Origin of the sequence: Mesorhizobium sp. M1406 (assembly GCF_040317555.1) — a bacterium.
Lineage (GTDB): Bacteria > Pseudomonadota > Alphaproteobacteria > Rhizobiales > Rhizobiaceae > Mesorhizobium.
The window spans coordinates 22,506-35,690 of sequence record NZ_JAMYKW010000010.1 but is presented as its reverse complement, the minus strand read 5'-3'; the positions used below and the strand labels follow the sequence as shown (position 1 = coordinate 35,690).

7 protein-coding genes are annotated in these 13,185 nt (G+C 64.6%); 6 read left to right on the top strand and 1 reads right to left on the bottom strand.

Going from position 1 to position 13,185, the window contains the following annotated elements; translation table 11 throughout:
* Positions 1 to 13: 13 nt before the first annotated feature.
* The 3 genes from NKH03_RS11570 (at position 14) to NKH03_RS11560 (ending at position 5,012) form a co-directional block, all read left to right on the top strand.
* Complete coding sequence (locus NKH03_RS11570; protein ID WP_352968472.1) at positions 14 to 1,210, top strand: serine hydrolase domain-containing protein; 1,197 nt, start codon at positions 14 to 16, stop codon at positions 1,208 to 1,210.
* Positions 1,211 to 1,377: 167 nt separating this feature from the next.
* The gene (locus NKH03_RS11565) at positions 1,378 to 2,559 is read left to right on the top strand and encodes a serine hydrolase domain-containing protein (RefSeq protein WP_352968471.1); all 1,182 of its coding nucleotides are present in this window, start codon (positions 1,378 to 1,380) and stop codon (positions 2,557 to 2,559) included.
* Between the two features lie 128 nt (positions 2,560 to 2,687).
* Entirely contained in the window at positions 2,688 to 5,012 is a 2,325-nt protein-coding gene (locus NKH03_RS11560) for a Tex family protein (protein WP_352968470.1), read from the top strand.
* Here the strand turns inward: NKH03_RS11560 and NKH03_RS11555 are convergent, their stop codons facing one another.
* Positions 5,013 to 5,924: a LysR family transcriptional regulator gene (locus NKH03_RS11555; protein WP_352968469.1), complete on the bottom strand. Its 912-nt coding sequence runs from the start codon at positions 5,922 to 5,924 to the stop codon at positions 5,013 to 5,015.
* Between the two features lie 154 nt (positions 5,925 to 6,078).
* Here NKH03_RS11555 and NKH03_RS11550 point away from each other — a divergent pair, with 154 nt between their 5' ends.
* The 3 genes from NKH03_RS11550 (at position 6,079) to NKH03_RS11540 (ending at position 13,165) form a co-directional block, all read left to right on the top strand.
* A complete protein-coding gene (locus NKH03_RS11550; protein WP_352968468.1) occupies positions 6,079 to 7,275 on the top strand; it encodes an acyl-CoA dehydrogenase in 1,197 nt (398 codons plus the stop codon).
* 112 nt (positions 7,276 to 7,387) lie between these two features.
* The gene (locus NKH03_RS11545; RefSeq protein WP_352968466.1) at positions 7,388 to 10,747 is read left to right on the top strand and encodes a transglutaminase family protein; all 3,360 of its coding nucleotides are present in this window, start codon (positions 7,388 to 7,390) and stop codon (positions 10,745 to 10,747) included.
* Positions 10,748 to 10,753: 6 nt separating this feature from the next.
* The gene (locus tag NKH03_RS11540) at positions 10,754 to 13,165 is read left to right on the top strand and encodes a circularly permuted type 2 ATP-grasp protein (protein WP_352968465.1); all 2,412 of its coding nucleotides are present in this window, start codon (positions 10,754 to 10,756) and stop codon (positions 13,163 to 13,165) included.
* Positions 13,166 to 13,185 lie beyond the last annotated feature (20 nt).

Sequence of the window (13,185 nt, the reverse complement as noted above, 5' to 3'; positions counted from 1 at the left end):
GGGCTCGGCCGTCATGGAATCCTACCGCAACTCCGATCCGCGGCCGCCGATCATGCAGGGTTCGCCGCCCGCCATGGTGCCGCCGAAGCTCGACTGGGACCGGCCACCGTGGAACCGCTGGGCGTTCCAGCACATCCGCGAAATTCTGCCGACCGCCGAAGTCTGGCGCGGCAATGGCCATCGCCACCGTTTCGAACGCGCCGAGATCGATCTCGACGGGCTGCCCGTGGAGGACAGCACGGGCGCGCCGACGACGCTCGTCGGGCTGCTCGACGAGACCTATACGGACGGCTTGCTGGTGCTGAAGGACGGCAAGGTCGCCTATGAGCGCTATTTCAACGGCATGAATGACCGTACGCTGCACCTGTCGCAGTCGATGGCGAAGTCCGTCACCGGTTCGGTATTCGCCATACTGGTCGGGCGCGGCCTGATCGATCCGGCCAAGCCAGTGACGACCTATCTGCCGGAACTCAGCGCGACGGGCTGGGCCGGCGCCAGTGTCCAGCATGTGCTGGACATGACCAGCGGCGTCCGCTTCTCCGAGGAATATACCGACCGCTATTCGGACATCGGCCAGGTCGATGTCGCCACCGGCTGGAAGCCGGCGCCGCCGGACAGCGATCCGGCCTTTCGCTGGCCCTCGCACATGTTCGAACTGATCCTGGGCTTGAAGGAAACGATCCGCCCGCATGGTGCTGCCTTCGAATACCGCTCGATCGAGACCGATGTGCTTGCCTTCATCATGGAACGGGTGACGGGCAAGCGGCTGCCGCAGCTGGTTTCGGAAGAGCTCTGGCAAAAGCTCGGCGCCGATGAAAGCGCGTGCTTCACCGTCGACAGCGCCGGCTATGCGGTGGCCGACGGCGGCTTCAATGCGACGCTGCGCGACTACGGCCGCTTTGGCCAGCTGATCCTCGACAATGGCGGCGGCGTCGTGCCCGCCGACTGGATCGAGGCCACGCGCAACGGCACACATGGGCCGGACTTCAGCCCCAGCCTGCCGGAGGGCAGCTATCGCAACCAGTTCTGGATCGAGGACCCGCGCTCGCGCGCGCTGATGTGCCGGGGCGTGTTCGGGCAGATGATCCATATCGACTGGAATACCGGAATGGTCGTGGTGAAGCTTTCGACCTATCCGGACTTCAGCAACGTCGCCTATTCCATGGCGACGCTGAAGGCCGTGCACGCCATCGCCGCTGCACTGAGCTGAGAGCCTGTTTGGAAACTCACTCCAGCGGCCATCTGACAGCGTTTTCTGCGCTTCCGATGCTCACGGACCTGAATGTCCGCTCCGCTCTGGTTCTCGAAACCGCCGCCATATGACTCGCCGGACCGACTTTCGAAACAGCCTCTAAACAAGACTTGGGAGGAACCGCCATGACCGGCAAGACCGCGTTCGAAACCCGCTACGGCTTCTGTCGCAACGAGGTGCTGCTCGCCAACTGGCGCGAAAACCCGTTCAACCGGTGGTCGTTCCAGAATCTCGGAGAACTGGTGCCGACCGCCCGCGTGGCGGCGGCCCCGGCTGGTGTCGAGACGCCGGTCCGGGACATGGGCGGTCTGCTCGGCGAGAAGGTCGCGATCGCCAGCGTGCCGGAGACGGTGGCTGAATTTCTCGGACGTTCGAGCACCGATGCGCTGACGGTGATGAAAGACGGCAAGATCATCGGCGACTGGTTCGCGCCGCACATGGATTTCGGCGCCCGCCACATCATCTTTTCGATCAGCAAGTCGCTGACGGCGATCGTCGCCGGCATACTGGAAGGCGAGGGGGTGTTCGACCCGGAAGCGCCGGTGACGGCTTACATCCCTGAAGCCGCCGGCTCGGCCTATGGCGACGCAAGCGTGCGGCATGTGCTCGACATGAGCGTCAGCCTCGATTTCGAGGAGGCCTATCTCGATCCGGAGAGCGCTTTCGCCCGCTATCGCCGCGCCACGCTGTGGAATCCGGGCGGCGGCACGGAAAGCCTGCGCGAATTCATCCTGACCTTGCAGCGGCTTGCCGAGCCGCATGGCCAGGCCTTCCGCTACCGCTCGCCCAATTCCGATCTGCTCGGCATCTTGCTCGAGCGCGCCTCCGGCCAGCGTTTTTCCGACCTGATGCGCGACAAACTGTGGCTGCCGCTGGGCGCCGTCAGCGACGCTTCGATCAGCGTCGACATGGAAGGCACGGCACGCACGGCCGGCGGCATTTCGGTGACGCCGCGCGACCTGGCGCGCGTTGGCGAGATGATGCGGCAAGGTGGGGTGGCCAACGGCCGCCGCATCGTGCCGGAAGCCTGGGTGCGAGACACGGTTGCTATCGGCGGCAGCTCGGAAGCCTGGCAGCGAGGCACGATGGCGCTTTTGTTTCCGAAGGGCCGCTATCGCAACAAATGGTACCAGACTGGACACGAGAACGGCGCCTATTGCGGCATCGGCATCCATGGCCAGTGGCTCTATGTCGATCCCAGGACCGAAGTGGTGATCGCCAAGATGTCGTCGCAGCCGGAGCCGGTGGACGATCCGTTCGATGTCGAGATCGTCGCCTTTTTGGAAGCGCTGAGCCGCATGGTCTGAGCGCGCCTGGGTCGCCACATTGGCGCGCGCTTTCCTGTGGACCCGCCGGGCTGATCAAAGCGCGGCGGTTGGCGGATCGGACGTCTGCGCCTATGGTCGCCGCTCTTTTCGACGAGAGCAGGAATGACATGGCATCCGACATCAAGCGCATTGCAGCCATCATCGCGGCCGAGATCACTGCCCAACCCGAACAGGCGGCCGCGGCGATCAAATTGCTCGACGAAGGTGCGACGGTGCCGTTCGTGGCGCGCTACCGCAAGGAGGTCACCGGCGGGCTGGACGACACGCAATTGCGCGACCTTGCCGAACGGCTCGCGTATCTGCGCGAGCTCGATGCGCGCCGCGACACCATCCTTGGCTCCATCCGCGAGCAGGGCAAGCTGACGCAGGAGCTCGAGGGCAAGATCGTCGCCGCCGCGACCAAGGCGGAGCTGGAAGACATCTACCTGCCCTACAAGCCCAAGCGCCGGACCAAGGCCGAGATCGCCCGGGAACGTGGGCTGGGGCCTCTGGCCGAAGCCATCCTCGCTAACCGGGCGTCGGTGCCCGCTGAGTTGGCGCTGGCCTATGTCACCGAAGAGGTGGCCGACGTCAAGGCGGCGCTCGATGGCGCGCGCGACATCCTGTCGGAACAGTTCGCCGAGAATGCCGACCTGGTCGGCAAACTGCGCACCCACATGAAGGAACGCGCCTTCATGCGGGCCAGGGTGGTCGACGGCAAGCAGGAGGCTGGCGCAAAATTCTCCGACTATTTCGACCATGTCGAGCGCTGGGCAAATGTGCCGAGCCATCGGGCGTTGGCCATGCTGCGCGGCCGCAACGAGGAAGTGCTGTCGCTCGATATCGAGGTCGATGCCGACGACACCTCACCGGTGAAGCCGGTCGAACGAATGATCGCCAATGCCTATGCCATTGGCGGCAGCCTGCCGGGCGATCGCTGGCTGATGGAGGTTGCCGGCTGGACCTGGCGGATCAAACTGTCGCTGCACCTGACGCTCGACTTGATGCGCGATCTGCGCGAACGAGCGGAAGAGGAAGCGATCCACGTCTTTGCCCGCAATCTGAAGGATTTGCTGCTTGCGGCCCCGGCCGGCTCGCGGGCCACGATGGGGCTCGATCCCGGCATCCGCACCGGCGTCAAGGTTGCGGTGGTCGATGGTACCGGCAAGGTGCTGACCACGACGACGGTCTATCCTTTTCCGCCGAGGAACGACGTGCGTGGCACGCAGGCCGAACTCGCCAAGCTCATCCGCCTGCACAAGGTCGAGCTGATCTCGATCGGCAACGGCACCGGCAGCCGCGAGACAGAAAAGCTGGTGGCCGACATGCTGTCTGACATGCCTTCTGATGGTGGGCCGAAGCCGCTGAAAGTGATCGTCAGCGAGGCGGGCGCCTCGGTCTATTCGGCATCGGCGACGGCGGCGGCGGAATTCCCCGGCCTCGACGTGTCGCTACGCGGCGCGGTATCGATCGCACGGCGGCTGCAGGATCCACTGGCCGAACTGGTCAAGATCGAGCCGAAATCGATCGGTGTCGGCCAGTATCAGCATGACGTCGACCAGTACCGGCTCGGCCGTTCGCTGGAAGCGGTGGTGGAAGACGCGGTCAACGCCGTCGGCGTCGATCTCAACACCGCCTCGGCGCCGCTGCTGGCGCGCGTGTCTGGCCTTGGCGCATCGCTCGCGGACGCCATCGTTGCGCATCGCGACGCGACCGGCCCGTTCGCCAGCCGAAAGGACCTGCTGAAGGTCGCCCGCCTTGGACCTCGGGCGTTCGAGCAATCCGCCGGCTTCCTGCGCATTGCCAATGGCAGCGAGCCGCTGGATGCCTCGTCGGTGCATCCGGAAGCCTATGGCGTGGCGAAGAAGATCGTCGCTGCCTGCGGGCGCGATGTTCGCTCGCTGATGGGGGACAGTGCAGCACTCAAGGCGCTCGATCCGCGCGTCTTCGTCGATGAGCGTTTCGGCTTGCCGACGGTACGCGATATCCTGGCGGAGCTGGAAAAACCCGGCCGCGATCCGCGCCCCGGCTTCAAGACGGCGACCTTCGCCGATGGCATCGACGACATCAAGGATCTGAAGCCCGGCATGCTTTTGGAAGGCACGGTCACCAATGTCGCCGCCTTCGGCGCCTTCGTCGATATCGGCGTCCATCAGGACGGGCTGGTGCATGTCTCGCAGCTGGCCGACCGGTTCATCAAGGACGCGCATGAGGTGGTCAAGGCCGGCGATGTGGTCAAGGTGCGCGTCGTCGATGTCGACATCAAGCGCAAGCGTATCGCGCTGTCCATGCGCAAGGATGGCGGCGAAGGTGGGGCGTCGAAAGGCGGGCCGCGCGACAATGGCGGCGGCAGGCCGGCGCCGCGTTCGCCGGCACCTCCACGCCAGCCGGAAAGGCCGGCGCAGCAAGGCGCGTTCGGTGCGGCATTGGCTGACGCGCTGAAGCGGAAGTAGCTACCAAGCCAGGACAGCCGGCTCCTTCTCAACTTGGCCCAGCAGCCAGTCGCGAAAGCTGGCGACCGGCGGATGGCCACGCTTGTCGTGCGGAACGACGAGATAATAGGCACTGCGGCTTTGCATGGGCTCGCCGGGCGCCGGTACGAGCTGGCCACGCTGCAATTCGCCCGCGATGAGGATCAACGGCAACAGCGCCACTCCGAGGCCCGCCATGCAGGCCTGGGCAGCGGTGCCGAACTGTTCGAATTGCATGCCGGGTCCGGTCGGCGCGCTCAGCCCCTGATGCTCGAACCATTCGGACCAGGCGCCAGGGCGCGTCGCCATATGCAGCAGCGGCAGGCGGCCGATATCAGCCGGAGAGGCGATGGCGCGGCCGGTGAGGAATTCGGCCGACACCACCGGCGCCACCGTTTCGCGCACCAGAAGCGTCGAGTCGGCTTCCGGCCAATCCGGCAGCCCGTAGTGGATGGCCGCATCCAGTCGCTCGCGGGCGAAGTCGAAGCGGCCGATGCGGGTGACGAAGTTGACGGTGATATCGGGATTGTTTTCGACGAAATCGGGGATCATCGGCATCAGCCAGCGCGTGCCGAAAGTCGGCAATATGGCAAGGTTCAGGATGCCACTATGCCGATTGCTCATCAATCCGAGGGCTGCGTCACGCAACTGGCCAAGTGCTGAACGTACCGCGTCGGCGTATATCTCGCCCGATGCCGACAGCCTGACATTGCGGCTGTCGCGTTCGAACAGCCGGCGGCCGAACTGATCTTCCAGCAATCTGATCTGCCGGCTGACCGCACCCTGGGTCAGATCCAGCTCCTGGGCGGCGGCGGTGAAACTGCCGAGTCGGGCCACCGCCTCGAAGGCGGCAAGGGCGCTGATGTTGGGCAAAAGGCGGCGCTGGACATTCATGATCCATTACTAACGCTCATTGATCGGTGAAGCAATTTCGTTTGATTTTTTCGAGGCGCGGGCCGATAAGCCGGGCCAGGATTTTGCTATGCAGGTCGGCGTCCGAAAGCCGCTGAACACTTTTGGGCGACATGCATTGGTTTGGGAGAACGCCATGGCCGCCGACAAGAATGCATTCGTCTGGGAAGACCCATTCCTGATCGAGGATCAGCTTTCGGAAGACGAGCGCATGGTGCGCGATGGTGCGGCGGCCTTTGCCGCCGACAGACTGGCGCCGCGGATCGAGGACGCCTATCTCAACGAGACCTTCGACACCGCCATCTTCCGCGAAATGGGCGAAGCCGGCCTGCTCGGCATCAATATTCCCGAGGAATTCGGCGGGCTTGGCGCCAATTATGTGACCTACGGGCTGGTCGCGCGGGAAGTCGAACGCGTTGACTCCGGCTATCGCTCGATGATGTCAGTGCAGTCGTCGCTGGTGATGTATCCGATCCATGCCTATGGCTCGGACGAACAGCGCAAGAAGTACCTGCCCAAGCTCGCAAGCGGCGAATGGATCGGCTGTTTCGGCCTGACCGAGCCGGATGCCGGCTCCGACCCGGGTGGCATGAAGACGCGCGCCGAGAAGACCGCGAACGGCTACAGGCTCTCCGGCTCGAAGATGTGGATTTCCAACGCGCCGGTCGCTGATGTGTTTGTCGTCTGGGCTAAGTTGAAAGGCGAGAACGCCAAGGACGAGATCCGCGGATTTGTGCTGGAAAAGGGCATGAAGGGGCTTTCGGCGCCGACGATCGGTGGCAAGCTGTCGCTGCGGGCATCGATCACCGGCGAAGTGGTGATGGAAGGCGTCGAAGTCGGCGAGGATGCGCTGTTGCCCAACGCCAAGGGCCTTGGCGGCCCGTTCGGCTGCCTCAACCGGGCCCGCTACGGCATTTCCTGGGGCTCGATGGGTGCGGCGGAAGATTGCTGGCATCGCGCCCGCCAGTACGGCCTCGACCGCAAGCAGTTCGGCAAGCCGTTGGCCGGCACGCAGCTTTACCAGAAGAAGCTCGCCGACATGCAGACCGAGATAGCGCTTGGACTGCAGGCATCGTTGCGCGTCGGACGGTTGCTCGACGAAGGCAAGATGGCGCCGGAAATGATCTCGATCGTCAAGCGCAACAATTGCGGCAAGGCGCTCGACATCGCCCGCCAGGCCCGCGACATGCATGGCGGCAACGGCATCCAGATCGGCTACCACGTCATGCGCCACGCGCAGAACCTGGAGACGGTCAACACCTACGAGGGCACGCACGACGTGCATGCGCTGATCCTGGGACGGGCGCAGACGGGGATACAGGCGTTCTTCTGAGCCTTCGGTAGCCGCTTAAATTAGGTGCACCGCAACATCTGTGCTTGGAGAATGGCCGCCATTTGTGTCAGGGTTCAGCGAAATCGCTTGAAACGCTGAATTCCGGGGCCCCATGGCAATTCTGGCAGCCGTCTATCACCTGACCCACTACAAATACGACCGGCCGGTGGTTCTCGGTCCCCAGATCATCAGGCTGCAGCCGGCGCCGCATTCGCGCACCAAGGTGCTCAGTCATTCGCTCAAGGTCGAGCCGCCGAACCACTTCGTCAATCTGCAGCAGGATCCCTACGGCAACTTCCTCGCCCGTTTCGTCTTTCCGGAGCCGGTGACCGAGTTGAAGATCGAGGTCGACCTCGTCGCCGACATGACGGTCTATAATCCGTTCGATTTCTTCGTCGAGCCGTCGGCGGAGGCGTTTCCGTTCGAATATCCGGAGGAAATACGCGACGATCTCGCCATCTATCGGACGCCGGAGCCGGCCGGCCCGTTGCTTTCGGCCTTGCTTGGGACGATCGACCGCAGCGCGCCGAATACTGTCAATTTCCTCGTCGATCTCAATGCCCGGCTGCAGCGCGAAATTGCCTATATCGTGCGCATGGAGACCGGTGTGTTCTCGCCGGAGGAGACGCTTGCCGCGAAACAGGGATCGTGCCGCGATTCGAGCTGGCTGCTGGTGCAGATCCTGCGCAATCTCGGCATCGCCGCGCGCTTCGTCTCGGGCTATCTGATCCAGCTCAAGCCTGACCTCGTCGCGCTCGACGGGCCGCCGGGAACCGCCGTCGACTTCACCGATCTGCATGCCTGGTGCGAGGTCTATCTGCCTGGCGCGGGCTGGATCGGCTTCGATCCGACCTCCGGCCTGCTCACCGGCGAGAGCCATGTGCCGCTGGCGGCGACGCCGCATTTCCGCAACGCAGCCCCGATTTCCGGCATGGCGAGCTTCGCCAATGTCGAATTCGGCTTCGAGATGCGGGTCGACCGCATCGCCGAGCATCCGCGCATCACCAAGCCGTTCTCGGATGAGAGCTGGCAGGCGCTCGACGCGCTGGGCAACAAGGTCGATGCAGCCCTTACGGCGGGGGACGTGCGGCTGACCATGGGCGGCGAGCCGACCTTCGTATCGATCGACGATTTCGAATCGGCCGAGTGGAACACCGCCGCCGTCGGCCCGACCAAGCGCGAAAAGGCCGACGAACTGATCCGGAAACTGCGCGAGCGTTTCGCGCCCGGCGGCTTTCTCCACTATGGCCAGGGCAAATGGTATCCGGGCGAAAGCCTGCCGCGCTGGACCTTCTCGCTCTACTGGCGTACCGATGGCCAGCCGGTGTGGAGCGATCCGTCGCTGATCGCACGCGAAAAGAGCGAGGCCGATATCGGCCCGAAACAGGCCGAAAGCCTGCTCACCGCGATTGCCGGCGAACTCGGCATCGACAAGACCATGGTCAGCGAAGCCTACGAGGATCCGGCCGAGTGGCTGCTCAAGGAAGGCAAGCTGCCCGACAATGTCGATCCATCCAACTCCAAGCTGGAGGATCCGGAAGAACGCAGCCGCATGGCGAAGGTGTTCGAACGCGGGCTGACCAAGCCGTCAGGCTATGTGCTGCCCGTCCAGCGCTGGAACAGCCAGGCATCAGGGCCACGCTGGCGCTCGGAAAAATGGAAGACGCGGCGCGGCCGGCTGTTCCTGGTGCCCGGTGATTCACCGGTCGGCTACCGCTTGCCGCTCGGCACGCTGCCCTATGTGCCGCCGGAGCAATTCCCCTACATCGTGCCGGTCGATCCGTCGCTGCCACGCGGACCGCTGCCCGCGCGTGAAGCCTTATTGCCTGTGACGGCTCCGGCCGAACTGGAAGGCGCCGACGAGATGGCGCGGCGCCAGCAGGCGGCGTCCTTCACCGCGGCGACCGGCCAGCAGGATCGCGTCGAACACACTACCCCCGAGTTTGGTGGCGCGGTGCGCACCGCGCTCTCGGTCGAACCGCGCGACGGGCGGCTTTGTGTGTTCATGCCGCCAGTTGAAGCGCTCGAAGACTATCTGGAACTGGTCGCGGCGGCCGAGAACGCGGCAAAGGCGATCGGCCTTCCCGTGCATATCGAAGGCTATGGCCCGCCGCACGATCCGCGCCTCAACGTCATCCGCGTGGCGCCGGATCCAGGCGTCATCGAGGTCAACATCCATCCGGCGTCCAACTGGCAGGATTGCGTGGCGACGACGACGGCGATCTACGAGGAAGCGCGGCAGACGCGACTTGGCGCCGACAAATTCATGATCGATGGCCGCCACACCGGCACCGGCGGCGGCAACCATGTCGTGGTCGGCGGTGGGACGCCCAATGACAGCCCGTTCCTGCGAAGGCCGGACCTGTTGAAGAGCCTGGTGCTGCAATGGCAGCGGCGTCCCTCGCTGTCCTATCTCTTCTCAGGCCTGTTCATCGGCCCAACCAGCCAGGCGCCGCGCTTCGACGAGGCGCGTCACGACTCGCTCTATGAACTCGAAATAGCGATGGCGCAGGTGCCGCATCCGGAGCAAGGGGCGGCACCCTTGCCGTGGCTGGTCGACCGGCTGTTCCGCAATTTGTTGACCGACGTCACAGGGAATACGCATCGCTCGGAAATCTGCATCGACAAGCTGTTCTCGCCCGACGGACCGACCGGCCGGCTGGGTCTTGTCGAGTTCCGCGGCTTCGAGATGCCGCCCAATGCGCGTATGAGCCTGGCGCAGCAACTGCTTGTTAGGGCGATCATTGCCCGTGCGTGGAAGAACCCGCTCGATGGCCGTTTCGTGCGCTGGGGCACCTCGCTGCATGACCGCTTCATGCTGCCGCACTATGTCTGGGCCGATTTTCTCGACGTGCTCGATGACCTCAAGCTCAACGGTTTCGAGTTCAGGCCCGAATGGTTCGACGCCCAGCTCGAGTTCCGGTTCCCGTTCTGCGGGGAGGTTCAACACGCTGGCGTCAAGCTGGAACTGCGGCAGGCGCTGGAGCCGTGGCATGTCATGGGTGAGCAAGGCGCGATCGGCGGCACCGTGCGCTTCGTCGATTCATCGGTCGAGCGGCTGCAGGTCAAGACCGAAGGTCTCAATCCGGAGCGTCACGCGATCGTCTGCAACGGCCGCATCGTGCCGATGAAGGTCACGGACAATCGCGAAGTCGCGGTGGCGGGCGTCCGCTTCAAGGCCTGGCAGCCGGCTTCTGGCCTGCATCCGGCACTGCCTGTCAACACGCCGCTGGTCTTCGACATCTATGACCGGTGGTCGGGCCGGGCGGTCGGCGGCTGCGTCTACCATGTCGCGCATCCGGGCGGGCGCAACTACGATACTTTCCCGGTCAATGGCAATGAGGCGGAGGCACGGCGCCTCGCCCGCTTCGAACCGCGCGGCCATACGCCGTCCGCTTATGTGCTACGTGAGGAACAACCCGCTGAAGATTTCCCGATGACCCTTGACCTTCGGCGGCCGGCAAGACTCTGATCAGTGATGGTAAAGGGGAATCACAAGAGGGTACGCGGCAAGCCGCGGATCCACAGCCTGCTGGAGCACTACCAGCCGATCGACGGCGTCGTCGACGAGATGGTCGATCCATCAGGCAATCCCCGTCCGGTCTGGAAGCACTTCATCGAAGCACTCGACGAACTGGGGCCTGAAAAGCTTAGCCAGCGTTTCGCCCGCGCCGACCAGTATCTGCGCGACGCCGGCGTCTACTACCGCGTCTATGACAAGGCCGGCACCAATGAGCGCGAATGGCCGCTGGCGCATGTCCCGGTTCTCATCGAGGAGAGCGAGTGGGCGGCGATCAGCGCTGGCCTCGTGCAACGCGCCGAGCTGTTCGAGGAAACCATCGCCGATATCCACGGGCCGAACCGGCTGATCGAAAAGGGCATCTTGCCGGCGGGACTGATCGCGGCCAGTCCGGAATATTTGCGACCCCTCATCGGCACCAAGCCACCCGGCGGTCATTTCCTGCATTTCTGTGCCTTCGAACTGGGCCGTGGGCCTGATGGCCAGTGGTGGGTGCTCGGCGATCGCACGCAGGCGCCGTCCGGCGCCGGCTTTGCGCTGGAAAACCGTGTCGCCACCACGCGCGCGCTGTCCGATATCTATGGCGAGATGCATGTGCATCGCCTTGCCGGCTTCTTCCGCCGTTTTCGTGATGCGCTGATCGGCATGGCCAAGGAAACCGACGGCCGCGTCGCCATCCTGACGCCGGGGCCGCTCAACGAAACCTATTACGAACATGCCTATATCGCCCGTTATCTCGGCATCATGCTGCTCGAAGGCGAGGATCTGACCGTTTCCGGCGGCAGGCTGATGGTGCGCACGGTTTCCGGCCTGATGCCGATCAGCGTATTATGGCGGCGGCTCGATGCCGCCTTCGCGGATCCGCTCGAACTGCGCGCGGAATCGCAGATCGGCACGCCGGGGCTGGTCGAGGCGATCCGCCAGGGCGCGGTTGCGACCGTCAATGCACTGGGCTCGGGCCTGATGGAGACGCGCGCGCTGCTCGCCTTCCTGCCCAAGATTTCGCGCGCCTTGCGCGGCGAGGAGTTGCTGCTGCCGAGTGTCGCGACATGGTGGTGCGGGCAAGCAACCGAACGGGCGCATGTGCTGGCCAATATCGATCACATGGTCATTGGCCCGGCGCTGTCGACGAGACTTGCCTTCGAGGATGACGACCAGACGAAACTTGGCTCGGCGCTGTCCGCCGGCGAGCGGGCGGAGCTGGTGTCGCGCATCGAACGCGATGGCGGCGACTTCGTCGGCCAGGAAGCGGTGACGCTTTCGACGACGCCCGTCTATGTCGGTGGCTGGCTGGAGCCGCGGCCGGCGAGCCTGCGCGTCTACCTGGCGCGAACACCCGAAGGCTGGACGGTGATGCCGGGGGGATTTGCCCGCGTCGGCCTGTCCCTCGACCCGACGGCGATCGCCATGCAGCGCGGCGGCCAGGCGGCGGATGTCTGGGTGGTCAGCGACAAACCGGTGGAGCGCGAGACGCTGTTGCCGCAAGAAGGCGACAGTTTCACCCGCACCAGACCCGGCAGCCTGCCCAGCCGCGCGGCGGAGAACCTGACCTGGCTCGGACGCTACATCGAGCGCTCGGAAGACACGGTGCGCATCCTGCGCGCCTATCATGTGCGGCTGGCCGAGACGTCAGATCCGGACATGCCGCTCTTGGCAGACATCAGGGATTATCTCGAACCTTTCGGCATCGACGTCGAAACGGCGATCCCGTCAGGGCTGATCGGTACGCTGGATAGTGCGGTCTACAGCGCCGGGCAGATTCGCGACCGCTTTTCGCCCGATGGCTGGCTGGCGCTCAAGGACCTGTCGAAGACCATCCATCAGTTCGCAACGACGGTGGCGCCCGGTGACGACGCGACCCGGGCGATGACGGTCATCCTGCGCAAGCTCGCCGGCTTTTCCGGCCTGCTGCACGAGAATATGTACCGCTTCGCCGGCTGGCGCTTCCTCGAGATCGGCCGCCGGCTGGAGCGCGGCATCCAGATCGCCCGCACGCTGTCCCGGCTGACCAGCGCCAAGGCGCCCGACGGCGCGCTCGACATGATGCTGGAGATCGGCGATAGCGTGATGACCCACCGCCGGCAATACCCGGTGCAGGCCGGCCGGCGCACGGTGATCGATCTCTTGGCGCTCGACCCGCTCAATCCGCGCTCCATCCTGTTCCAGCTCGAAAGGCTGAAGGCCGAGATCGGCCTGTTGCCGTCGATCGGCGGGGAGGGGCACATGTCGCCGGCGGCGAAGGAAATCCTGCAGCTCAACACCCAGATCGCCATCAAGGAGCCTTCGGACATGACGGCAAAGGCGCTGGATGAGCTCGCCCACGAAATCGGCGGCCTCTACAACAGCCTCGCCAAAGCCTATTTCGGCTAAGCTGGTTCCGAAACAAGAAA

Coding starts and splice junctions, on each gene's coding strand:
- NKH03_RS11570 (WP_352968472.1), top strand. CDS start 14: ATGGAATCCTACCGCAACTCCGATCCGCGGCCGCCGATCATGCAGGGT.
- NKH03_RS11565 (WP_352968471.1), top strand. CDS start 1,378: ATGACCGGCAAGACCGCGTTCGAAACCCGCTACGGCTTCTGTCGCAAC.
- NKH03_RS11560 (WP_352968470.1), top strand. CDS start 2,688: ATGGCATCCGACATCAAGCGCATTGCAGCCATCATCGCGGCCGAGATC.
- NKH03_RS11555 (WP_352968469.1), bottom strand. CDS start 5,924: ATGAATGTCCAGCGCCGCCTTTTGCCCAACATCAGCGCCCTTGCCGCC.
- NKH03_RS11550 (WP_352968468.1), top strand. CDS start 6,079: ATGGCCGCCGACAAGAATGCATTCGTCTGGGAAGACCCATTCCTGATC.
- NKH03_RS11545 (WP_352968466.1), top strand. CDS start 7,388: ATGGCAATTCTGGCAGCCGTCTATCACCTGACCCACTACAAATACGAC.
- NKH03_RS11540 (WP_352968465.1), top strand. CDS start 10,754: ATGGTAAAGGGGAATCACAAGAGGGTACGCGGCAAGCCGCGGATCCAC.